Below are 23527 nucleotides of genomic sequence, written 5' to 3'. Positions count from 1 at the left end.
AAATATATAAGACGGGATGGCTAGAATTGAATACTATTTAGTTGAAATTGTATTTAGGTGTCAACTAAAAGGAGCGTTTCCTAAATGCAGGTTTCGAATACAGTTTCTAGAGCTTGACTGGAATAGGAAATGGCCGGATCAGTAATCTTTAAAAATACTGTGATTGCAGTTAACTCCCTCTGCAATCCGGTCAGTATCGAGAGTTATCCTATTCGGCGGTAAGTACTGCTGAAAATTAATGAGCCAGGCCCAAAAAATCTATTTTTTATACACTGGCATCCATGGGGGGAATTTCCGCCTGGGTAAGTTATAAAAGTCCAAATAAATTTGCTAAATTGAAGACGCCATGTTAATCAATGTAACAAAAATAACGAAAGATATAGAAACCCTAGATAAAAACATAGAGAAGCAAGAAGAGATTATAAACGAGCTGGATATCACCAGACTTCACGATGGTTCTGGCGAGCCTGCTAAATTATTTGAAGCGTATCAAAAGGCTAAAAATAAATTAGAGAAATTATACCAGTCAAGAGATTTTCTTACCGAGGGGTGGGAGCGTCTAGCGCGTAATTTGCCCGATGGCTTACAGCTTAACTTCTTGCGCGAAGAAGAAATGCCCCTCCCGGGTGAACGGACCTTAAAGAGAGTTGAGGTTAAATTAGCCCCTGATGCGACTAAAATCGTGGAACGAAAATGTTTCCGATCCTGGAGAGAGTATCAGGGATATATTAATAGGGAATCCACCCTTTAAGCTTGAGGCTCCCTAAGTGTAGGCATAAAAAACCAATAAAAATAGATGTTTGTACTTTGTGCAATATATTCTAGGTCAAGGTTTTAAGGGTTTTCTATAACAGCAATCTATTTGATATGCGAGCTGGCCAACTGGAAGCCAAAATTGACAATTTCAAGGGCGCTTCTATAAGTTGTGTTTTTCTCCGGTTTGCCGTCCCTCTATGATACGAAGTTTAGGGGTCTTAAAAAATAATTAACAAAGGCGCTTTTAAGGTTGAAAATTAAAAATCCTGGGTCAATTTTAAAAGGCAGGCTAGCTTAAAGCCAATAGTATCTTGGTGCCTAATCAATAAATAGAGCGCCTCACGGATGTAGGTATTAAAAACAACTTATAGATTGCAAGTAGGGTATATAAATGACCGGAACAGTAATTAGCAAAACATCTAAATTGGCGGTTAACCCCGCCGATGCTACACAGAATCGAGCCTTAGTCAAGTCGGCCGCAGGTGCCGCGGCAAAATTAATGGGCCAGGCCCGAAAGGCATTTTCCAATATACAGGTATCCATGGGGAGCAAGTTAAACCCCGCCCGGATATGTTATAAAGCTCCAAACAGACTTGATGAAATTAACGACAATTTGCTAGGTGACGTACAAAAAGCAAAGGAGGAGTTCGAGGCTAAAGGAAAAGAGGTTGCTGAGTGCTCTAAGGAGCTAAGGTTAATTTCAGAAGATATAAAAAAACAGCCGGATAAGACTTCTGAGGAGTGCAATAGATTAAAGCTTGAATATAAAGAAGGTGAAGAAAATTATAACAAGCTGAAAAAGGAAGAAGACGAGCTTAAGGAAATCTATATTCAGCAGTTTAAAGCACTGCCCCCTCCTAAACAGGTAGAATTGTCGCATGCTGATTTCGTGGAAAACTATAAACCGATATATGATGATCCTAATAAAGAACATCATAAGTGTCGAGATAGCTTCGATCAGGTTCCTGATGCGATGGAAGATTCTAAAGTAGAAGTAGAGCCTTCCAACGTCGAGAGACTAGTGAAAAGGTTAAAGGCTATAGACAAAAAACTAGCGGAGCGTACTCAGGATCTGAAGATCATTTCAGGTGCGATAAAAGGGCCGGTTGGTAGTATTAAGGAGTATGATGATCTAAAGGCGATATATAAAGAGGAAAATGAAAAATATAAAAAGCTGAAAATAAAGCGAGAAAACCTGCTTCATAAAATCGCCCCTAAGGTGTTTAATGCACCGCCTCCTCTTAAGCGTATAAATACTATGGGTAGCTTCGATAGGGCTTTACGTGCGATGGAACTTTCTGAAGCAAAAACTGAGTGTTTCGAATTCTTTGATGCTGAGTCCTCTAAGCTCCCCCCCAAGCTTTGGCCTCTAGTATCCCCCCTGCAGCCCCAGCGCACTCCGCCCCCCCTGCCCCTACCTCGTCGCAAGAGAAATCACCAGGCACAAGAACAACCTGCATCAACGGAAGACAAACGCACACGGGAGGCGGGAGGTACTTCGCAGATCTCCCCTGAAGACCGTCAAGACTCGTATGTTGAGCGTCCTGAGGAAGGTGAGAAACTAGCACCAGCGCTAAAGGTTGAAAAGACAGCTCGGGGAGAGAAAAACACTCCCTAGTTGCCTACTTGGTTGCGGGTAATAGGCGCAACGGGTAAGGGGGCAGGCAGAGCTGGCGCCGCCCCCGCGCAGGACACTGATGAGTGGCTATCCGCTGGGATACAGGGTTAAGTTGTGTTAATAAGCCGCTAAAAACGTACCTTTAAGGAGCCTCTGAATAACTCCGTGATATCTCTGGCATGCAGAGCGGTTCACAATCAAGGCGCGGCTTCGCAGGAATGTCTAGACCTTTCAAGAAGTCGCAACGCGGAGTGTGAATCGCTCTGCAAGTCCCGAAGGGCGGGCCTTGAAGGCCGCATCTGCAGCGTTGCAGCTCTTGCAAAGGACTAGGGCCATTCGCGGCGATGCGCCTAACATCTGCAGCCTTCAAGACCCGCAGAGGCATTACGGAGTTATTCAGAGGCTCTTTGAGACTAAAAAATAAAGAATCGGGGTCAAATTTTAAAGACCGGCAGGCTAAAAGCGAATAGTATCCGGAAGGAATGGTGCCTGGGTATCCAATTAATAAATAGATTGCTCTCTGGATTGACAGGCTAAATAGAACGTAAGGTAGAAATAGGATAAATAAATGGCTGGACCCGAATTAGCTAGGATTTCGAGGGCTTCCACCGAAAGAATTTCCATCCAACAGCCCCGCGAGGGGCAAGTTTTGCCTCAGCGGGGGGGGGCTGCTGCAAACTTAATCGGTAGCGCCAGGAGGGCATTTTTTAATCTGCTATCCTCAGTGGGGCAAAAATTAAACCCCGCCCAGATATGCTATAGAGCTCCGAATAATATTGATAACACCAAAGAGAGCTCATCATTACTTATGGGAAAAGTCGTGTTAATAGATGAGAATGGGCTCCTGGAAAGAGGTAGTCAGAACTTGCAGAAAAGCTTGAGAACCCCGGGGGAAGTGAGAGAATATATAGAAAGGTTAGAAATTTTTTTGCAAACCAGAGATAAAAAATATTTGGGGCCAAAATTCCAGAATTGGAGAATTGAAGATCTTCTAAAAATTGCTAAGGAGGATTTAGAAGAGTGTAACAAATTTTTTCAAAACTATGAGGAAGAATCGGTTGGGGGAGCAGCCAAATTTTCTGCTGACATATTGCAAAAGCCGGATCCTGAGTCCGCTAGTGCCAGGAATTTTCGGATCGCGGACCCCGATTTAAAGGTTCTTGTAGCAGAGGTTAGTGCAGATACGGGAGACACCCAGGTAGAGCGGCAAGTCGAACGTGAACCTGAGGTACGCCCCCCCGAAGTCCCGCCCAAAATACTAAACAAGAAGGGCATAGAGAATAAGATGAAGGACATATTTTCGAATAAGGATGAGAACAAGCTGCACCAGGAGGTGCAGAAGGTCTTAGAGTCGTCTGATCATAAGAAGAAGCGGCAGAATATGGTAGAGTCCTGATCATAGGACTGGCAGGCTAGCAAGGGATCAAGAAAAAGCCGTTAAATGATTCCGACTCGTAAGGTAAAAAAGCATAGCTCCTAATGCCGGTATTTCCCCTGCCCCAAACCGCTTCCCTGGCTAGAAGGCTTATAAGCTTGGGGATGCAGCTAAAACAGTCAATTGGCCTGGGACCTCCACCGAACTACTGCCAGCGCTAGAGGCTGAAAAGGCAGGTCGGGGAGAGAAAAAGGCCCTTAGCTACCTATTGAAAAAAGCCCGTACGGGCTTTTAGTGTTTCTCTGTAAATTTGGAAGTAAATGCACCAACAACTGGGGCTTGGTTGCGGGTAATAAGCGCAACGCGGGTAAGGGGGCAGGCAGAGCTGGCGCCGCCCCCTGGGATACAGGGTTAAGTTGCGTTAATAACCCGCTAAAAAGGCACCTTTAAGACCAAAAAATAAAGAATCGGGGTCAAATTTTAAAGACCGGCAGGCTAAAAGCGAATAGTATCCGGAAGGAATGGTGCCTGGGTATCCAATTAATAAATAGATTGTTCTCTGGGTTGACAGGCTAAATAGAGCGCAAGGTAGAAATAGGATAAACAAATGGCTGGACCAGAAATATCTAAAAGTTTAACGGTTTCCACAGTACGAAACTCTGTCCAACAGCCCCGCGAGGGACGAGTTTTACCTCAGCGGGGGAGCACTGTTGCAAACTTAATCGGTAGCGCCAGGAGGGCATTTTTTAATCTGCTATCCTCAGTGGGGCGCAAATTAAACCCCGCCCAGATATGCTATAGAGCTCCGAATAATATTGATAACACCAAAGAGAGCTCATCATTACTTACGGGAAAAGTCGTGTTAATAGATGAGAATAGGCTCCTGGAAAGAGATGATCGGGAGAGCAAAGATGAAATCCTTAATCGTGATCAGTCAGTAAAGACCATAGATAGATTGCAGAAGCAATTATCCCCTGATGATAGTAATTTACGAGAAGGACGTTTCGTGGCCTCGGAATCCACACGAGCTTCTACAGTAAAGGTTAATGCAGGTACGGGAGACACCCAGGTAGAGGGGCAAGTCAATGGGCAAAAACACTCATTCGAAAAACTAGTATCGAATATAGAGAATGATAATTGGATTAACTGGCTAAACGTGGATCCGCTAGCAGATTTCCGCGAGCCGGGTAAAGGCTTTTAAGCTTGGGGATGCAGCTAAAACAGTCAATCGGCCCGGGACCTCCACCGAACTACTGCCAGAGCTAAAGGTTGAAGAGGCAGGCCGGGGAGAGAAAAACACCCCCCCCTGGTTGCCTACTTGATTTCGGGCAATAGGCGCAACGGGTAAGGGGGCAGGCAGGCGTCTCCCCAACGTAAAACTGCTTGATGTGCTGCGCCAGGATTATATCCTGTTGTTCATAGATTCCTTAATTGGTACCTGAGAATAAAAAACCGGCCAAAGTGCCGGTTTTTATTATTGTATTTTAAAGGTGCAGCCCAAAAAAGCAGGTTGAAGATCAAAACTGGCAGCCTGAAGAATATTTCTATTTGCCCGGCGAATCGCCCAAAGCTACGGATTTGAATGATAAAAAAGCAACTAACAGAGGTGCTTTTAAGCTCAAAAACTAAAAAACTAGGTCCAGATTCAAAAGACAGATAGATTAAAAGCAAATAGTATGCGGGAGGAATTGTGTTTGGGAGCTCCATTAAAATATAGAGCATTTCCCAAATGTAAACATTAAAGTATAGATAGGATACATAAAATGCCTGTGCCAGGAATTTCCAGTGCTTCCACAGCAGCGATTAACCATCGGACAGCTGGGCAGCACCAGGCTTTACCCAACTCGGCTACCGGCACTGTTGCAAATTTAATGAGACGGGCCCGAAAGACATTTTTTAGTATGCTAGCATCTACAGGGAAAAGGTTAAACCCCGCCCGGATGCATTACAATACTGGTAAGAGCGAAAACACCCAGCCAGGCAGACTCGTAAAAAGTCAATCTAATGCAGAGGTTTTATCTGAAAAAAAGACGCAAAACCAATTCATAAAAGAAAAGCTGAGCTTCGCACAGTTTAATATTGCTCAACAGGATTTTATGTCGAGCTTTGATGGTGATGGATTAGTGCGCAATCGTTTCAGTTCTTCGGGAGACTCCCTTGCCATAAATGAAAAGTTTATGGAGGAGGAAGTAAAAACAATAGGGGATGATCTTGACGCGTTTTTAAAAGAAAGTGAATGCTGGTTAAAAGGGGAGTTAACCCCGAGTATTAAGCAGGCACTAATAAAGCAGATTCTTCGTGGGCTGGAAGGGTTTCATGGGCGCTTAAAAGAAGCAGGAGAGACGTATATAGCACAGAAAATAGAAGATAAAGAGATTAAGCGTCAGATGTTAGAGCTACAGAGTAATTTAACTGAAGCTACTAATAATTACACTATGGAATTATCCGACTTAGGTAATGATGAGTTTATATTGACGGAGGGGATGTAGTCCATCTTTCATTCTTCAGTCTAAATTATAGCCATAAACGACTAGCCAATTAGCAAAAGTGCCTTTAGTAACTAGCGAGATGACGGGTGGCCTCCAGGAAGTTATGGAGTCTATGACTAGACTATAAAGCACATGACTGTTTATTAGTTTTTATAAATTCTGCTTTATCGGGAGCCTTTGAATAACTCCGCAATGCCTCTACGGGCCTTCAAAGCCTGCCCTTCGGGGCTTGCAGGGTATCACGGAGTTATTCAGGGGCTCCATAGGTAAAAATTAATCATAAAAAGTGTCTCAAGGTATCAAAGTTTACTTCTGGATTTGTTGGGGCGCTCTGTGAAACGTAGGTAAAAAAAGTGTGTATCAAAAAAATCGGCAATAAATCTATTGATCGGAGCGGAGCAGCCCTCTCGTCAAAAGGTGATAGAAATTCAATAAAATCGTTTTCTGCAACACTGAAAGAAACTAGGTGTGCATTAAGGCCTGTAGTCAAAGCCCCTACTCCCCTTCCTAATAAAGTAAGTGCTGGTGAAAAGTTAACAAAGATTGATAAAAATAAAGAAAGTAAAGGAAGGGAGCTTGAGCGGATAGCTCAGGCGTTGAAGGAAGATCGGGCAACCATAAAGGCGTTGGATGAATTTATGTGCAAGTGCGATGTTAAGTTGAACAATTCCAAGAAGAAGCTAGCTGAGTTAAATAAAGCTCTTGAGAAAACAAGAACAGTGCACCTTGCAGAGGGTTTCGAAAAAAGCGTACAAATTCGGAGGAATATTAAAAATTTAGAAGACAATATTAAAAATATAGAAGGCAATATGAAAAGAGAAAATGGAAATCTGAAAGCAATTCTTGATAGGGTTATTCCAGCTTGGCTTAAGCTTGAGCAACGTTTTACTCTTGAGGAATTGAGCGGTGTTGGGATCAATATTGATTTTAAAGCGTTGAAGGAGTTAACTCCGGAGGGGGAAAATAATTCTGCATAACCGCCCTGCCTTGCCGATTGTTGGCAGTCTGTGAGACATACGTCACAATTGAATTTAAATTGATTTATTTTCACCTATCCAGTGCAGGATAGGTGTCGACTATTCTTTTTGAGGTATTCTGGGCAGCTAGATAGATCACCTTCATCAATTAATTATCAGAGTGAATTGCTTAATAAGCCTTGGTTTCGGGTAATAAGCGCAACGGGTAAGGGGGCAGGCAGAGCTGGCGCCTCCCCCAAGTAGGCACTAATGAGTGGCTACCCCCTGGGATGCGGAGTTAAGCCGTGTTAATAAGCCGCTAAAAAACGTACCTTTAAAACCAAAAAATAAAGAATTGTGGTCAAATTTTAAAGATCGGCAAACTTAAATCGGATAACATTCGGAAGGAATGGTGCCTGGATACCCAATTAATAAACAGATTGCTGTCTGGGTGTGCAAGTCAAATAGAGCGTAAGGTAGAGATAGGATAAATAAATGCCTGGACCGGAATCATCCAGTATTTCAGTGGCTTCCAAGGCAAAGGGTTCTATCCCGCAGCCCGGCGAGGGGCGAGTTTTGCCTCAGCGGGGGGCTTTTGCAAAGTTAATCGGTAACGCCAAGAGGGCATTTTTTAATCTACAGGGCCCTGCGGGGAGCAGGCCAAAATCCGCCCAAATAGATTCTAAAGCTCCGTATAAATTAGAGAGTATTTCATTCACTGAAGAGCAAGGCAAGCTGGGTGGAGAGGCTCGAAGTTCGATGGATGATAAGCAATGTCTTGCAAGCATATTTAAGGTTGATTTCACCGGCTATCAGGTAGAGGCGGAAGGCATTTATGAATCTAAGGTTGCTCCCCCCGCTCCTCCCCCCAAACCACAAGAATTGGGAATTCTTGACGGAGGTACTCTGTACGGCATAAAAAAAATAGTGCTACCAAATTTGGAAAAAGATATTAATGGTGCTATAGAGTCTATTGATAAAAAGCTGGAATGCCAGCGGTCGTATGATGAACTAATATCCCAACTGAAACAGAGGGAAGGTTCCTCAAAAGAAATCGGGGAAGATTCCTTGGATGAAATCTATGAGAATCTTGAATATAAAAGAATGGTATTAACCCATGGGTTGAAATGTCTGGAGAAATATGAAGGACGATTGGGTACTCACGACCGCAAGTTTCAAAAAATTAAATTTGCTGATGGAAAGGCTCCTTCTGTGCTACCTGAGAAATTTGAAGATATTTCTCCTATGCTAGATAAACTATATAGCACTTTAGACGAGGCGAAGCGTAGTTTCGGCACTCTGCGTAACGAAATAGAAGAGCTGATTAAGAATGTGGAAACCGGTATAGCATTCAGAGAGTAAAAAAGATGAGTTGATGAAAGGGGGCCTCCCTTGTACTTTATTGGTAAGATCTGTATGGGTATGGTTTGTTAGATATTGCGGCAGGAAGTTCAAACCGGGTTAGAAGATAAAATAGTTTGATTTCAAGCTGCGCTGAAAGTGTGTGCCGGTAGTTAGATGTAGTAGTCCAGACTTGATCTGACAGAGCACCTCCTGAAAAACCGATAACTGTCAGATCAAGTCTGAACAACGACAATTTATTACCCTACTGAGGGTATCATCCCATTTTTTAGTGAAGCGTTCTCGCTCCACTTGTGTTGCTGCTTCAGTGGTTGCGCTATAGGTACTTCCGCTTAGCCGTAATTGCTGCGGTTAGCCCTTATGGGTCGCCTACACCAGTAGTCAAGGTATCTTCCAAACAGCAGCTATTCAGCTTTGTGAGCATGGGTAGAAAGAACTTGGCTGGCTTTAGTTTTGGCGAGCCATCAAACCCATATCTCACTCCTGCCTTCCAGGATTATGTTCAACGCAACGCAGTTGGACCTATTGCCCCCTCATTTATTTTAGCTGATCTTCAGGATATTACACTTGAGATGGATCGTAGTTGACCACTACAGCTTGGCAACTGGTGCTTTTAAGCCCAAAAGCTAAAAAAATAGGTCCAGGTTCAAAAGACAGGTAAGTTAAAAGCGAATAGTATCCGGGAAGAATCGCATTTGGGCACTCAATGAATAAATAGAGTGCTCTTTGAATGTAAATATTAAAGTATGGATAGGATAAATAAAATGGCTGGATCGGGAATTCCCAATGCTTCTGCAGCAGTAGTTAACCGCCGGGCCGCCGGTCAGTATCAGGCTTTACCCACTGTGACCACAGGCACTTTTGCAAATCTAATGGGCCGGGCCCGAAAGGCAGTTTCTAATATGCTAGCCTCTATGGGAAGCAGCTTAAACCCCGCCCGGATATGTTATAAAGCTCCGAATAGAGCTGATAACCTTGAAAACACCCAGCCAGGTGATCCCCAAAAAGTATCAAGCAATTTAGAGCGTAACCGTTCCAGTTCTTCGAATACCTCCCTTGAAAGCGTCCTGGAAGATGATGTTCCAAAAGCACCAAGTAATTTAGAGCGCAATCATTCCGATTCTAATGAAGACGCCAGTTTAGATTGTAGCCTCAGGCTAATAAATCGTATGTTTCTAGACTCTGTAGATGACGCCAAAAAGGAGTCTTCGGATATACGAGAAGTATGTGAGAACCTGGAAGGCCAACAAAAGAAGTTAGAAGAACTAAAAGATAAGTATAAAGAGCATGGGGAATATTACCTTCTTACAGAGATGGCGGTAGAGACTCTAGCTAAAAAAATCGATGGGCTTAAGAAAATCCTCGAGGCTAAAAAGTCGAACTCGGGGGACCTCTGATCAAGCCGGCCTTTTTTCCTGAGAAATCTCAGTCGATCAAGAAGTGGGCTGTTTTTCAGGAAAAACGTCAATTTCGGCAATATGATCCTCTAATTTTCTACCTGAAGTCCGCTGCACACGGATTTCAGGCGCACTGCCCCCAGGCAGCCGAGTATCTTGTCCCTATCAGTAAGTTGGTAAAGCCTGCCAACAGGTGTGGGCGTTCCATATTTTTCGATAACCCATGATATCGAGTCTTGTTGTAGCCAAATTGGCACTTGATCTAACGATAGGGATGCTCCACTTTAGCGCTAATCTGTGCCTTCGCCTTGCCAGGTGCCCCTTGTCCCGGATGGGTTTTTAGCTTGCTCTGCTTCATCGCCATATACCAGTCCATCTTTCGTTCTTTCAGCCCTTCACGATTTTCTTTACCATGGAGGACTCGTTCTGTTGCTGTTCTGGATCGCGAGTATTTTCTTGAATTTTGCTGGGGCTTGGGGGCACTAATAATTGTTGCATCTACAATACAGCCTTCTTTCAATAGTATGCCCATTCCTTTGCGGTGTTTGTTAATTTCTTTAAAGATCTGGCGACCCAGTAGGTGTGCTTCAAGTAGGCGGTGAAACTTAAGAATAATGGTTTTATCTGGAATGGGCTTCGTGAGTGTCAGGCCCGCAAAGCAGCGCATGGCTTCAATCTCATAGAGAGTATCCTCCATAGCCGGGTCGCTGAGGTTATAAAGGAGTTGCATGCAGTGAATAGGCACCATGACCCTTAACGGGTAAGGGCGGCGATCTTTCCTGGCTTTGTAAAGAAGGGGTCAATGTTGTCTTCAAGCCCCCCCAGGGAATCAATAAATCCATCTGCTCAAGGAGCTTTTCTTTGCGAGTTTTGCAGCGTTTGTTCCGGTATTCGGCCTCTGCAAAGCTGGCTTGCTGCATGGCTTGTGTTACGTTAATTGTCTTGCGATAGGCTGTTTTTCTACCCCATTTAGGGGGCAAACTTATTCGGAGGTTCCTTTCGTAAACAATACTCAGGGGAGTATAGAAAAGCGGCCCTGGTACTGTCGCTCAAGGTTGGTGTAAGCGTTACCGTTAAACAGCTCGAATTGCAGCCTTCCCGGATTTACAGATGGCGAAGTTACATCAGAGTCGAGGGGATGCCGAGAGAACTGGCCACAGAGAGTGCTCGGCTGGTCATACTTCCTTCTCCTTTGCACTTCCCTTAGTTTAATCACTTAAGCATCAGTGAACTGCTGGAGCCTATACTGATGGATTTCCCCAGCATCCCTATAAGGATTGAGGGGAATATCCTAGGTGCGAAGCTGGAGATGCCGGGTATTCCCAGAGCGGAGTTACTTGAAGCCCTGGGCAATAAATAGGTTTTTGGGTTGATCTTTACCTGATTATAAAAATTAGTGGGGCTACTGTGTTTTAATAATCGTATTTTAGAGGCGCAGCCCAAGCAAGCAAACGGAAGGCCAAAAGTGATCAAAGTCTCCCTGCCCCCTTCAGCCTAAGTGACAGCCCAGGCGATCACCAAGTCAGTAAACTTATTTTTGGTAATTGGCGCCTTTGGGCCAAAAACTAAAATCTGGGGTCGCCCCCTAAAGTTGGGTTGGCTAAAAGCGAGTATTATCCGGGATAAATCGTACTTGGACGCTCAATTAATAGATCGAGCGCTCCCTGAATGTAAACACTAGAGTATATAGGATAAAAAGAATGCCTTTCCCTAATTCAAATGTTCAGTTTTGTTCCGATCGCTCCAGCGTCGCCACCGTCTCCACTTTGTCCTCAGCAGAAAATACTGCACCAAAGGAGGAGCGGTCTCAAAAGGGAGGAGGTGCTGCTGCAAATTTAAGGAAAAAGGTCAAGGAGGCAATTTATAAGAGGTTGCCCTTGGTGGGGCGACAGGCAAATGCAGCCAAAACTCCGAATAAAATTCATGCTAATAAAGTGGCAAAAAATAGTGAGCCTCTGGAACAGAATAAAATTAATACTAATAAAGTGGAAGAAAAAAGCGATCATCTAGAGGCGAAGAGAGCTGACTTATCTGATTTAAATAAAAAATTGATGGGGCTTCGTGAAGAACTTCTGAACTGGCGTCATATGTCAGAGGGGGAGCGAGCCGAGGCAATGGAGAAAGGGCGTGGCATATACAATGGGGTTAAGGAAGAAATTGACAAAATAGATGGTAGTGATGACGTAAGAGGACCTAATGCTGATCTTCAATTTGCCAAAGATGTATCCGCCGTGCAGCAAAACTTACGTCGTATATTTATAGCCCTCGGGGGTGATGTGAATTCTGAAAAACAATACTTTGAGAGTATGTGATCTGAGGGCGATTCCTCAACATTTGGGTATTAACCTAGCGACTCTATAGTTCTGTATGATGTCCAAATAAATATGGTTGATGCACTTCAGGGTTGAATACAGAAAAAGGTTTTTGGAAAGGCCTGTGCCCCTGAAATCTGCAAAATGCAGATTTCAGGGAGGTGAAAATGGAATAAATAGGTAGGGAATCCGATTTTTAAAAAATAGTCATTTCTTAACTGTGCTATACCGAATAGATCACTGGGAAACCATTTTTTTGGAGGTTCCTAAAGTTGAATGTAGGAGAATATTTCTATTTATCTGGATTGTTGCCCAAAGTCTAAAAAATCAGAGTCAAAATTGAAAGACAGGTTGCTTGAAAGCGGATAGCATTCGGGAGAATTGTATTTTGGTCTTCAATTAATAAATATAATAGTTCCTGAATGCAAACACTAAGGTATAGATAGGATAAATAGAATGCCTGAACCTAATTTAAATATTAGACGTACTTCCAGTCTCTCCAGTCTCCCCACTATAGTAAGTACTGCACCAAGGGAAGGGCGGTCTCAAAATGGTGAAAGTGCTTTTGCAGAATTAAGGAATGAGTCCTCTGAGGCTTTTACAAAGAGCTCTCCCTCTATGACGGGAGAGGCAAGCACGGCCAAAACTCCGAATGAAATTACTGCTAGTAAACCAGCACAAGAGCGTAAGCTTATGGAGACGCTAAGCGAAAAGGCATATCAGTTAACTAAGTCGTTGGAATATTTTGAAGATTATCAGAAGATGTTGGCAGATAGTCCGAATTTTTCTCCTAAACATTCTCAAACATCGACGCCCGCATCTCAATTCTTGCTCAAAATTGAATTGGAAATAAAGGAAATAAAAAAGAAGAGTAAGGGGATTCAAGAAGCTGATCCAGAGTTTAAGTCTCTCTCAGAAAAACTAAAAGAACTAGATAAAAAGATATTAGAACTAACTATGTTTGTCTGTGTGAAAGGCCTGTAATGGTGAAGGGATATGCAAGCTAAGGAGCCTCTGAATAACTCCATGATATCTCTGGCATGCAGAGCGGTTCACAATCAAGGCGCGGCTTCGCAGGAATGTCTAGACCTTTCAAGAAGTCGCAACGCGGAGTGTGCATCGCTCTGCAAGCCCCGAAGGGCGGGCCTTGAAGGCCACAGCTGCTGCGTTGCAACCCTTGCCAAGGGCTACGGCCATTCACGGCGAGCTGCGCCTAACATCTGCAGCCTTCAAGACCCGCAGAGGCATTACGGAGTTATTCAGAGGCTCCCTAAGTAACGGTCTAAACGGTTACCAAGTTAGCGAAAGTGCCTTTGCTAACTAACGAGGTGGCGGGCGGATTCTAGGACGATTAATTTATCAGTCCAGTAGACCAGATCTCGTCTGCTACCAGGCTATCGTTGAAGGTAGCGTTCCAAGAGGCTAAAAATAAATTAGGGGATCGAAGGTACTGCCAAGCGTCTTATTGTGAGATCCGTAACGGCATCGCCTTTTGGGTATTGCGCCAGGAAGTTCCTATTGGGCAGAGAAAAAATGTACTGAGCCCAAGGTGTGCTGTGATAGGTGCCGGTAGCCCGATAATTGGTATCCACGTCTAACTTGCTGACGAATACAGTGTATTCTTCCTTTCCCCGGTTCTGTTAAATTAAGGCGATAGGTGTATTAAGGCCCCTCGCCATATTTCGCCATAATTCCTCCCATTTCCCGCCCGATTCCCTACCTTCTTTCGCCAGCTCCTCCTTGTTTAATGACTTCAACATCCAATTTAAAAGTGGAGGTAAGTGAGTGAACAGGGTGATGTTATTTGGGCAGCGGTTCCATAAAGACGATCTGATGTTGCCGACAGAGGAATACTATCGTCGCCGCCAGAGGACCGGTGGTGCTGGGCGCTGGCTGTTATTTATTGTGGTGGTATTGGCGGTAGTCATTGCGGCAATCGGGGCAGAGGTCAATGCCCAGGAGCTTCCCTCTGTGAGTGATGCGATCCAGCAGGAGTTCACCGAGGCAGTTACTCTGGACGATGTAAAGGGCGGGGACTTACTTTTTACTGGCAATGAGTCCGGAAAGTATATTCCAGCGGTGCACCTGAAAAGTCAGGTCAGTATTTCCGTGCGGGGTCTGGTAGCGGAAGTCGAGCTTCAGCAGCAATTCAAGAATACCACCGACGGCTGGCAGGAAGCAGTTTATGCATTACCACTGCCTGAGCAAGCTGCGGTGGTGGGGCTTGAAATTCAGGTGGGTGAACGCCGTATTGTTGGCAAGGTGCGTGAGCGGAAAGAGGCCTCCAGGATTTATAAGGCTGCTCGTGCGGCGGGTAAGCGTGCAGCTCTTCTCGAGCAGCAGCGCCCGAACCTGTTTACCAATAAAGTGGCCAATATTGCCCCCGATGAGATGGTACAAATTAATATCCGCTACTTGCAGCCGGTTAATTATGACAGCGGCGTTTTTTCACTGCGCATGCCCACCACATTGACCCCGCGCTATATCCCTGGCAAGCCAATACCCTCCCAGGCGTTGAACGGCGATGAACAGGAGTTGGTGGCAGAGAGTAGTGGCTGGGCACTGCCCACTAATCAAGTGCCGGATGCTGCGTCGATAACTCCGTTTATGCAGCCAGCGCAGGAGCTAGAGGCACTGGGTAGTCATAATATTTCTATCGAGGTGGATCTGCATGGCGGACTGCCGCTAGCAAAAATCGATAGCCCCTATCACCAGATTGATATTGATAACCGAGGTGACGGTCGCTATCGGATTCAGTTGCGCGATGAAACAGCTGCAATGGATCGGGATTTCTTATTGAATTGGCAGCCGCGCGCTTCTGCTATGCCGCGGGCGGCATTGTTTAGCGAGAAAATCACAGCGCAAGAGGGGGTAGAAGAGCAGGCTGGTGCTTATCTGCAGGTCATGCTGCTGCCACCCAGCGACGGTACCTCTGCGCAGCGTTTACCGAGGGAAGTGATTTATGTGATCGATACTTCCGGCTCCATGTCTGGCAATTCTATTCGCCAGGCGAAGGAGAGCCTTACCCTGGCACTGTCTCGCCTGCACAGCAATGATCGCTTTAACGTTATTGAATTTAACAGTACAACCCGCGCATTTTTCCCGCGCCCGATAGCGGCGAGCGCGGAGAATATCCGCCGTGCGCGTCAGGAAATCGAAAACCTGAATGCGGAGGGGGGTACAGAAATGGCGCCGGCCTTGCGAATGGCATTCGGTCAGCAAATGCAGGACGACACCAGTACCGTTCAGCAAGTCGTATTTATTACAGATGGTGCGGTGGGCAATGAGCGGGCCCTGTTCGAGTTAATTAGCCAGTCCTTGCATAACGCCCGGCTGTTTACAGTGGGTATTGGTTCGGCTCCCAATAGCCACTTTATGCGCAAAGCTGCTCAGTTTGGGCGCGGTACTTTCGTCACCATCGGTGATATTTCCGAAGTTCGTGAGCGTATGCAGGCTCTGTTCGCCAAGTTGGAAAACCCTATGGCTACAGACCTGCAACTCAGTTGGCCCCAGGGAGTCGTCGCGGATGCCTACCCCAAGCGTATCCCGGATCTCTATAACGGTGAGCCTATGCAGTTGGTGGCCAAGGTGCAGGGTGATCTCTTGCAGGGAGATATCCAGCTGCGGGGCCGAATGGCAGGTAAACAGTTTGTGCGCAAACTCGCTCTGAAAGTAGAGAGTGGTAGCGATACTTCAGGCATCGGCAGTGTCTGGGCGCGCAGCAAGATAGATTCTCTGCGGGACCGGCAGCTTCAGTCAGGAGAGCAGTCGGATGCGGGGCTGGCTTTGCGCGAACAGATTTTGCAGATTGCCCTGAGGCATCAACTTGCCAGCCCCTATACCAGTTTTGTTGCAGTCGAAGAGGAAGTTGTGCGCAGCGCTGAAGAGAAGTTATCTCGCAGCTCGGTCACCAATATGGTGGCTAAAGGGCAAGTGCTACAGCGCCAGGCCTATCCGCAAACTGCTACAGGTCTCTACGGGCAGTTATTGGCAGCGGCGGTATTGTTGATGTTTGCGGCGATCTTCCAACGCGGTCGGGCCTTGCGCAGCAACTTGACCCGAGCCCTGCGCTCCTTCCTGCGCAGGGTTTTACCAGACCCCCGTCAACCCAGCGGCGCTATTCCTCTGCAACGGGGAGGTGTGTAAGCGTGGCTCGCTCACTGCTCTTTATGCTTTGCTTGGGAACGGGGTTGTGGCAGTTGGGTTCAGCCAGCTGGCTTCTGGCCAAGGCAGAATTGGCCCAAGTGTTGATTAATAGTGCTTGGGAAGAACAGCTACAGGGCGGGGCTCTGCAAAAGCCCTGGCCCTGGGCGGACACCTGGCCTGTGGCCAAGTTAAAGTTGGAAGGGCAGTCGCCATTAATTGTCCTCAGCGGCGGTAGTGGCCAGGCGTTGGCTTTCGGTCCTGGTCTCTTAGCTGGGTCCGGCAATCCCGGCGAGTCTCGCACCACGGTTATTGCCGCACACCGGGATACTCACTTTGCGGGATTAGAGCGTGTCAGGCGGGGTACCTCCATTTACCTGCAGGATAAACGCGGACGCTGGCATACTTATCGGGTTGCGGAAATGCGAATTGTGGACAGTGAGAGAGAGCGTTTGCCGATCTTTGCCGAGCGGGGTTTATTGCTGGTGACTTGTTACCCCTTTAATGCCCTGGCGGCTGGTGGCCCGCTGCGTTACTTGGTCTACGCTGAATATCAACCCGGTGGGGAGCTGGTTCAGCTGTGACTGATGTCTTTGTTTGAGACTCGATTTTGTAGTTCATTTTCTCAAAAATTCCACTAAATGTTCCGGCGAAACGGCTAAACGGCAAATAATTGTTTTGCTCTTTTGTTTTATTTGTTACTAACCGTCCTATCTGGAAAATTTTTTGTAGTAATACTACAATTCCCTCCGCTAACAACCGGGGATGGGGTTTTGTCCGCCAGTCTGCGCGGGCCCCGGAACAAATAATCACAGTCAAACTAGGCACTTGCGGCAATCAATTGCGCCGCTTTCCTCACCGTCATATTCGAGTAAAGATTCACAAACTTTGCATTTACGCCAACAAAGTTGGTGAATTGGCGGAACCAAGAAAAAAAGGAAGCTTTTTTTTGCTCGCGCTGTAGTTTGCCCGCGTACCGATTTTTGAGAAATAGACCGACTCGACGTCGCCTAATTCGCCGAGGAGCACTTGATGCACGAAGATACCGATAACCTCGAAACGCAGGAGTGGCTGGACGCGCTGCAAGCGGTTATCCGCTATAGCGGCAAAGAACGCGCAGCCTTCCTCCTGAAGCAGCTGTCTGACCGCGCTACCGATGTAGGCGTACAATTGCCTGCGGCAATCACCACTCCCTATCGCAACTCCATTCCGCCCAATGCGGAAAAGCGTATGCCTGGCGACTTATTTATGGAGCGCCGCATTCGCTCCCTGATTCGCTGGAATGCCCTGGCGATGGTGGTACGTGCCAACCAGAATGACGATGGCCTCGGTGGCCATATCTCCAGTTTCTCCTCTGCGGCCACACTCTACGATGTGGGCTTTAACTACTTCTTCCGTGGCAATGAAGGTGAAGAGCGCGGCGACCTGATTTTCTTCCAGGGCCACAGCGCACCGGGTATTTATGCTCGCTCCTACCTGGAAGGGCGTTTTGATGAAGAGCAGCTGGACAACTTCCGCCGTGAAGTGAACGGCAATGGCCTGTCCTCTTACCCGCACCCCTGGCTGATGCCGGAGTATTGGCAGTTCCCCACAGTTTCCATGGGATTGGGGCCGATCCAGGCGATTTACCAGGCGCACATTATGCGCTACCTGTCTGCCCGCGGCCTGTCCCCGCGCGGCGATCGCAAAGTGTGGGCTTTCCTTGGTGACGGTGAGTGTGACGAGCCGGAAACCCTGGGCGCAATTTCCCTGGCCGGCCGCGAGCAATTGGAAAACCTGGTGTTCGTGGTTAACTGTAACCTGCAGCGCCTGGACGGCCCGGTACGCGGCAACGGCAAGATCGTGCAGGAGCTGGAAGGCGTATTCCGCGGTGCCGGTTGGAATGTTGTCAAAGTACTCTGGGGTCGCCTATGGGATCCGCTGCTGGAGAAAGATGACAAAGGCCTGTTGCAGAAAGTCATGGACGAAGTGGTCGATGGCGAGATGCAGAACTTCAAGGCCAACGGCGGCGATTATACCCGCGAGCACTTCTTCGGCAAATACCCGGAGCTGCTGGAGCTGGTTAAGGATATGTCCGACGATGAGATTATGAAGCTCAATCGCGGCGGCCACGACCCCTATAAAGTCTACGCAGCTTACGCGTCGGCGATGGCCCACAAAGGCCAGCCCACCGTGATCCTGGCCCAGACCGTTAAAGGTTACGGCTTGGGCTCCGCCGGTGAAGCGGCGATGGATACCCACTCTGTGAAGAAGCTGGATCTGGATTCCCTCAAGCGTTTCCGCGATCGCTTTGCCATTCCGCTCACCGATAAAGAGCTGGAAGAGGTCCCTTACTACCGCCCATCTCCGGACAGCCCGGAAATGAAATATATGGCGGAGCGCCGCAAGGCCCTGGGCGGTCCGGTTCCCCGTCGCCCGGTTGAGTGCCCGAAACTGGAAGTTCCCGGTCTCGATGCCTTCAGCGCACTGACCAAAGGCTCCGGTGAGCGCGAAATCTCCACCACCATGGCATTTGTCCGCGCTATCGCAGCCTTGGTAAAAGACAAGAATATCGGCAAGAACATTGCGCCGATCGTTCCCGATGAAGCCCGTACCTTTGGTATGGAAGGCCTGTTCCGCCAGCTGGGTATCTATTCCTCCCAGGGGCAGCGCTACACCCCGGTGGATCACGGCCAGATCATGTATTACAAGGAAGATAAGAAAGGCCAGGTGCTGGAAGAGGGCATCAACGAAGCCGGTGCCATGTCCACCTGGATGGCGTTGGCTACTGCCTACAGCAACCACGGCGTGCCGATGGTGCCTTTCTATATCTACTACTCCATGTTCGGCTTCCAGCGTATCGGCGACCTGGCCTGGGCCGCTGGCGATATGCAGGCGCGCGGCTTCCTGATCGGTGCCACTGCTGGCCGTACCACCTTGAACGGTGAGGGTCTGCAGCACCAGGATGGCCACAGCCACGTACTGTCCTCCACTATCCCCAACTGCCGCAGCTACGATCCGGCTTACGGTTATGAGCTGGCTGTAGTTATGCAGCGCGGCTTGAAAGAGATGTACGAAGAGCAGAAGAACCTCTTCTACTACATCACTATCGAGAACGAAAACTACCTGCAGCCGGAAATGCCTCAGGGCGTGGAAGAGGGCATTATTCGCGGTATCTACAAGCTGCAGTCCAACGTCAAGAAAGGCGCCAAGGGCAAAGCGGCGAAGAAACATGTACAGCTGATTGGTGGCGGTACTATTTTGCGCGAAGTACTGGCAGCGGCGGATATCCTCGCCGACCAGTTCGGTGTGACCTCCGATGTCTGGAGCCTCACCTCCGCTGTGGAATCGGCCCGTGAAGGCCAGGATGTGGCGCGCTGGAATATGCTGCACCCGGAAGCCGAGCCGCGCAAAGCCTGGATCACTGAGCAGTTCGAAGGCAATACCTCCCCAGTTATCGCCTCCACCGACTACATCCGTTCCTATGTGGAGCCACTGCGCGAATTTATCGACGGTGAACTGACCACCCTGGGTACCGATGGATTCGGCCGCAGTGACAGCCGCGAGCAGCTGCGTCGCTTCTTCGAAGTGGATCGCAACTACGTGGTGATCGCCGCACTGAACGGCTTGGCCAAGCAGGGCGTTATTGATGCGAAAGAGGTTGCGGAAGCAATCGTGAAGCTCAATATCGACGCCGAAAAAGTTAATCCACGCATCAGCTAAGAGAAGGCAGAACTCCTATGGCAAAACAAGTCATTAAAGTGCCTGATCTCGGTGGTGCCGATCAGGTGGATGTGATTGAAATTTCTGTTGCTGTCGGCGATACCGTCGCGCAAGAGGATTCACTGATTGTGGTGGAGGGCGATAAAGCCTCCATGGATGTGCCAGCCCCAGTGGCTGGCAAAATCCTCAGCATCAGCGTGAAAGAGGGCGATAAGGTCTCTGAAGGCGACGTGATTGGGGAAATCGAAACCGATGTGGCGGAAGCGCCGGCAGAGGAGCCCGCTGCGGCCCCCGCCAAGCAAGAAGCTGCACCCGTTGCAGAGCCTGTGGCTGAAGCCCCTGTGGCGACGCCGAGCGGCGAGCCGAAAGAAGAAACGATCCAGATCCCGGATCTGGGTGGCGCTGATGCGGTTGATGTGATCGAGATCAGTGTGCAGCCCGGTGATGCGGTTGAAGAGGGGGACTCCCTGATTGTGGTGGAAGGCGATAAAGCCTCTATGGATGTGCCCTCCCCCAGCGCCGGTACCGTAGTTTCTATCGCGGTAAAAGAAGGCGATAAGGTTTCCACGGGTGACACCCTGGGCGTATTGAAAGTAGTTGCTGCAGGCGCCGCCGAGCCTGCGGCTACAGCTGCAGCCCCTGCAGCGACAGCGCCTGCCGAGAGCGCGCCACAGCAGGCATCTGCGTCTGTTGAGCCCCCGGCAGTGCCGCAGAAAGACTATCAGCTGGAGCGCGACCTCACCGCAGCAGCCCAGGTTTACGCCGGCCCCGCCGTGCGCAAACTGGCCCGCGAGTTGGGTGTTACCTTGAATAAGGTGAAGCCCACCGGCCCGCGCAACCGGGTCTCCAAGGACGATCTGCACAATTACATCCGCGAGCAGGTGAAGAAAGCTGAGAGCGGTGCGGTTGGTGTCGGCGGTGGGATCGGTATCGCCAAGATGCCGGATATCGACTTCAGCCAGTTTGGCGCGGTGAATGTGGAGCCGATGAGCAAGATCCACAAGATCACCGCAGCCAACATGTCGCGCAACTGGCTCAATGTGCCTCACGTCACCCAGTTTGACGATGCGGATATCACAGAGCTGGAAACCTTCCGCAAGTCCATGAAGGCCGAGGCGGAGAAGCGCGGAGTGAAGCTCACTCCAGTGCCTTTCCTGCTGAAAGCGGTAGCTGCGGCCCTGCGTGCAGAGCCCAACTTTAATGTGTCCCTGCACAACGATGGCGAGCACATTGTGCGCAAGGACTATGTGCATGTGGGTATGGCAGTAGATACACCCAAAGGCTTAATGGTGCCGGTTATCCGCGATGTGGATAAGAAAGGCTTGTACGAGCTGGCGGCCGAGGCCACTGAAATGGCCCTTAAAGCCCGCGATGGCAAGCTGAAGCCCAACGAGATGCAGGGCGCCTGCTTTACCATTTCCAGTTTGGGGGCTATCGGCGGCACCGGGTTTACCCCGATCGTCAATTCTCCGGAAGTTGGTATCCTCGGAGTATCCAAGCTGGCGATGAAGCCGGTGTGGAACGGCAAGGATTTTGAGCCTCGTCAAATGTTGCCCTTGGCGCTCTCCTACGATCACCGCGCAGTAAATGGCGGAGATGCCGGACGCTTTATGACTTACTTGGTCAGCGTGCTGGCGGATGTACGCAGACTGTTGCTGTAATTGCCAGCGAGTTAAAGTCAGTAAAAAAAGCGGCCAATCGGCCGCTTTTTTTATAGTCAGGGCTAAATTGCATATAAGTAAGTTAGCCTTTAAGTGGAAATGAAATATTCGCCGCGAAAAACATCAATAAGATGATTTACGCGCAAATCGATTCTGGGTTGCTGGCTGCTAATGCCTCGGCAGCTAGACTCACAGAGAGGCTACTATCATCGCAGCACTGAAAATGTGAGGTGTCGGATTATGGGACCTACAAGGAAATTCGCGTTGCCGCTTGTGGCGGTATTTGCGATGCAGGGCTGCTTGTTTTTGCCTGCGGACGAAGTGGAGGGCGAAGACCCTTTCTTTTATGAGGCAGAGGCTGCCGGACAAAGCGCCAGCTTTGTGGAAGTCGGCAGTAATCACACAAAATACCCACAACCCCTTACCGCCAAAAGCGAATGCGAGGCGGCGGATTGCGTAGATAGCTTGCAGGACTCCATGGCCTGGTTTTTCCCTATATTGCGGGTTTACTAACGACAGTAGCTGAGCCTAGTGTGGAGCTGTTGCGAAATAGCCGGATCTAAAAGTGCGTGGATTCTGTCCGCGCGGTGCTGATACGGAGCGCTACCATGCAAAAGTTTGCGATATTTATTTCTGCCTTGTCGATGGGTGTATTCCTTGAGGGTTGTGGAACCCCCGATACGCGCAATCAAGTGGTTTATCCCGTAAGCCCGCCAATTCCCCGCCATGCGGAATACCGGGGTTATCCCTCTTCTCACTCTTCTCACTCTTCTCATTCCTCCCATGTGCCAGATGCGCCTGCGTCTCCAACAAGCTGCCCGGGAGATTCTGAGGAGCTGGCGCCGGGTTCTATTTGTCCACCCAGTGCCCGTTGTTTTGACATTTCCGGTGGAAGGCGTTGTATTTCCTATGAAAATTAGCGTTGTTTTTTTTCTTATTCTTGTAGCGCAGTCCCTGGCGGGCTGCGTGGCTGACGGTTTCGGTTATGACTTAACCGGCACGGCAACTTACTACACCTACAAAACTACTCCGGTGCCACCGGATGAACTTACTGCATTCCCGCGTTTTTGCCTGGCCGGTGATCCCTATATGGGAAGTCTCGATAACTGTATTGCCGAGGGTGTGCACTGCTATCAATTGGATACCGGTGATTGGTGTGAAGGACCTTATTCACCGTTTGAGTTGAGTTACAGTTTCTACTGACCGAGTAATTTTCCACTAGTGCCGCTTTTTGAGCCGATGTGAGATGGCGGTATGGGGGCACGCAGTTTATTTTGACTCCATTGTTTTTTCCTGAGTGGAGTAAAAATTAAGACTGGATCGTTTTATTTTGGGATGCCGATTTAAACAGGTTTAATAATGAGGGGTGCCAATAGAAGCTGGATGCGAAATGTTATTGTCGCAGTGGATCAGCTGGGAAATGCCATTGCCGGTGGTAATCCCGATGCAACAATATCGGCACGCTGTGGATATTTTTCCAGAGTGACGGAAACCCGTTTTCGCCATTATTGGAGATTTTTGGAACGGGTGATTAATTACACCTTGATGCCAATAGATGGGCCGGATCACTGTTACCAGTCTTATCTGTGGGATCGCGCTGAGAAGCACGAAGAGGGCAGTGACTATATGCGAGCCCTTCTGGGGGTGATCGTTATTATTTTTTGTGTACCCATGGGATTATTGATTCGGGTGTATGTAATTTTATTTCCGAGAGCCCGCTGGAAAAAGGAAACGCGCAAATAGAAAAAAGCCCGGG

General features: G+C 48.3%; 19 protein-coding genes. 18 read left to right on the top strand and 1 reads right to left on the bottom strand.

What is annotated here, in order from left to right:
• Positions 1–346 precede the first annotated feature (346 nt).
• The 8 genes from ACJJI3_RS13150 (at position 347) to ACJJI3_RS13115 (ending at position 9953) form a co-directional block, all read left to right on the top strand.
• Complete coding sequence (locus tag ACJJI3_RS13150; RefSeq protein ID WP_444919022.1) at positions 347–751, top strand: hypothetical protein; 405 nt, start codon at positions 347–349, stop codon at positions 749–751.
• A gap of 396 nt (positions 752–1147) precedes the next feature.
• Positions 1148–2374 (top strand): hypothetical protein, encoded by a 1227-nt coding sequence (locus tag ACJJI3_RS13145; RefSeq protein WP_444919023.1) that lies wholly within the window; start codon positions 1148–1150, stop codon positions 2372–2374.
• Positions 2375–2942: 568 nt separating this feature from the next.
• Complete coding sequence (locus tag ACJJI3_RS13140; protein WP_444919024.1) at positions 2943–3770, top strand: hypothetical protein; 828 nt, start codon at positions 2943–2945, stop codon at positions 3768–3770.
• A gap of 838 nt (positions 3771–4608) precedes the next feature.
• The gene (locus ACJJI3_RS13135) at positions 4609–4950 is read left to right on the top strand and encodes a hypothetical protein (protein WP_444919025.1); all 342 of its coding nucleotides are present in this window, start codon (positions 4609–4611) and stop codon (positions 4948–4950) included.
• Positions 4951–5512: 562 nt separating this feature from the next.
• Positions 5513–6238 (top strand): hypothetical protein, encoded by a 726-nt coding sequence (locus ACJJI3_RS13130; RefSeq protein ID WP_444919026.1) that lies wholly within the window; start codon positions 5513–5515, stop codon positions 6236–6238.
• Between the two features lie 353 nt (positions 6239–6591).
• On the top strand, positions 6592–7215 hold the full coding sequence (locus ACJJI3_RS13125; RefSeq protein ID WP_444919027.1) for a hypothetical protein: 624 nt from the start codon (positions 6592–6594) through the stop codon (positions 7213–7215).
• Between the two features lie 474 nt (positions 7216–7689).
• Positions 7690–8556: a hypothetical protein gene (locus ACJJI3_RS13120; RefSeq protein WP_444919028.1), complete on the top strand. Its 867-nt coding sequence runs from the start codon at positions 7690–7692 to the stop codon at positions 8554–8556.
• A gap of 764 nt (positions 8557–9320) precedes the next feature.
• Positions 9321–9953: a hypothetical protein gene (locus tag ACJJI3_RS13115; RefSeq protein ID WP_444919029.1), complete on the top strand. Its 633-nt coding sequence runs from the start codon at positions 9321–9323 to the stop codon at positions 9951–9953.
• A 262-nt stretch (positions 9954–10215) separates the two neighbouring features.
• On the opposite strand, the gene ACJJI3_RS13110 is transcribed toward ACJJI3_RS13115, so the two are convergent.
• Positions 10216–10683: a transposase gene (locus ACJJI3_RS13110; RefSeq protein WP_444940003.1), complete on the bottom strand. Its 468-nt coding sequence runs from the start codon at positions 10681–10683 to the stop codon at positions 10216–10218.
• A gap of 970 nt (positions 10684–11653) precedes the next feature.
• Here ACJJI3_RS13110 and ACJJI3_RS13105 point away from each other — a divergent pair.
• From ACJJI3_RS13105 to ACJJI3_RS13060, 10 genes are all read left to right on the top strand, one after another.
• On the top strand, positions 11654–12265 hold the full coding sequence (locus ACJJI3_RS13105) for a hypothetical protein (RefSeq protein WP_444919031.1): 612 nt from the start codon (positions 11654–11656) through the stop codon (positions 12263–12265).
• A gap of 456 nt (positions 12266–12721) precedes the next feature.
• Complete coding sequence (locus tag ACJJI3_RS13100) at positions 12722–13249, top strand: hypothetical protein (protein ID WP_444919032.1); 528 nt, start codon at positions 12722–12724, stop codon at positions 13247–13249.
• 801 nt (positions 13250–14050) lie between these two features.
• Positions 14051–16411, top strand: a complete 2361-nt coding sequence (locus ACJJI3_RS13095) for a marine proteobacterial sortase target protein (RefSeq protein WP_444940002.1) — start codon at positions 14051–14053, stop codon at positions 16409–16411.
• A gap of 2 nt (positions 16412–16413) precedes the next feature.
• Positions 16414–16992, top strand: coding sequence for a class GN sortase (locus ACJJI3_RS13090; protein WP_444919034.1), 579 nt, complete (start codon positions 16414–16416; stop codon positions 16990–16992).
• Between the two features lie 448 nt (positions 16993–17440).
• Positions 17441–20110, top strand: coding sequence for a pyruvate dehydrogenase (acetyl-transferring), homodimeric type (gene aceE, locus ACJJI3_RS13085; RefSeq protein WP_444940001.1), 2670 nt, complete (start codon positions 17441–17443; stop codon positions 20108–20110).
• Positions 20111–20127: 17 nt separating this feature from the next.
• Positions 20128–21771: a dihydrolipoyllysine-residue acetyltransferase gene (gene aceF / locus ACJJI3_RS13080; protein ID WP_444940000.1), complete on the top strand. Its 1644-nt coding sequence runs from the start codon at positions 20128–20130 to the stop codon at positions 21769–21771.
• A gap of 240 nt (positions 21772–22011) precedes the next feature.
• Entirely contained in the window at positions 22012–22284 is a 273-nt protein-coding gene (locus ACJJI3_RS13075; RefSeq protein WP_282934208.1) for a hypothetical protein, read from the top strand.
• Between the two features lie 95 nt (positions 22285–22379).
• A complete protein-coding gene (locus tag ACJJI3_RS13070) occupies positions 22380–22691 on the top strand; it encodes a hypothetical protein (protein WP_444919036.1) in 312 nt (103 codons plus the stop codon).
• Positions 22681–22974, top strand: coding sequence for a hypothetical protein (locus tag ACJJI3_RS13065; protein WP_413664437.1), 294 nt, complete (start codon positions 22681–22683; stop codon positions 22972–22974). Before ACJJI3_RS13070 ends, ACJJI3_RS13065 begins: the two co-directional genes overlap by 11 nt.
• A 180-nt stretch (positions 22975–23154) precedes the next feature.
• Positions 23155–23514: a hypothetical protein gene (locus tag ACJJI3_RS13060; RefSeq protein ID WP_444892827.1), complete on the top strand. Its 360-nt coding sequence runs from the start codon at positions 23155–23157 to the stop codon at positions 23512–23514.
• Positions 23515–23527: the final 13 nt, after the last annotated feature.

This window comes from Microbulbifer maximicatervae (SeqCode) (assembly GCF_052466985.1).
This window is presented reverse-complemented; position numbering and strand designations above follow the sequence as displayed.

Coding starts and splice junctions, on each gene's coding strand:
- ACJJI3_RS13150 (WP_444919022.1), top strand. CDS start 347: ATGTTAATCAATGTAACAAAAATAACGAAAGATATAGAAACCCTAGAT.
- ACJJI3_RS13145 (WP_444919023.1), top strand. CDS start 1,148: ATGACCGGAACAGTAATTAGCAAAACATCTAAATTGGCGGTTAACCCC.
- ACJJI3_RS13140 (WP_444919024.1), top strand. CDS start 2,943: ATGGCTGGACCCGAATTAGCTAGGATTTCGAGGGCTTCCACCGAAAGA.
- ACJJI3_RS13130 (WP_444919026.1), top strand. CDS start 5,513: ATGCCTGTGCCAGGAATTTCCAGTGCTTCCACAGCAGCGATTAACCAT.
- ACJJI3_RS13120 (WP_444919028.1), top strand. CDS start 7,690: ATGCCTGGACCGGAATCATCCAGTATTTCAGTGGCTTCCAAGGCAAAG.
- ACJJI3_RS13115 (WP_444919029.1), top strand. CDS start 9,321: ATGGCTGGATCGGGAATTCCCAATGCTTCTGCAGCAGTAGTTAACCGC.
- ACJJI3_RS13110 (WP_444940003.1), bottom strand. CDS start 10,683: ATGCAACTCCTTTATAACCTCAGCGACCCGGCTATGGAGGATACTCTC.
- ACJJI3_RS13105 (WP_444919031.1), top strand. CDS start 11,654: ATGCCTTTCCCTAATTCAAATGTTCAGTTTTGTTCCGATCGCTCCAGC.
- ACJJI3_RS13100 (WP_444919032.1), top strand. CDS start 12,722: ATGCCTGAACCTAATTTAAATATTAGACGTACTTCCAGTCTCTCCAGT.
- aceE (WP_444940001.1), top strand. CDS start 17,441: ATGCACGAAGATACCGATAACCTCGAAACGCAGGAGTGGCTGGACGCG.
- aceF (WP_444940000.1), top strand. CDS start 20,128: ATGGCAAAACAAGTCATTAAAGTGCCTGATCTCGGTGGTGCCGATCAG.
- ACJJI3_RS13075 (WP_282934208.1), top strand. CDS start 22,012: ATGGGACCTACAAGGAAATTCGCGTTGCCGCTTGTGGCGGTATTTGCG.
- ACJJI3_RS13070 (WP_444919036.1), top strand. CDS start 22,380: ATGCAAAAGTTTGCGATATTTATTTCTGCCTTGTCGATGGGTGTATTC.
- ACJJI3_RS13065 (WP_413664437.1), top strand. CDS start 22,681: ATGAAAATTAGCGTTGTTTTTTTTCTTATTCTTGTAGCGCAGTCCCTG.
- ACJJI3_RS13060 (WP_444892827.1), top strand. CDS start 23,155: ATGCGAAATGTTATTGTCGCAGTGGATCAGCTGGGAAATGCCATTGCC.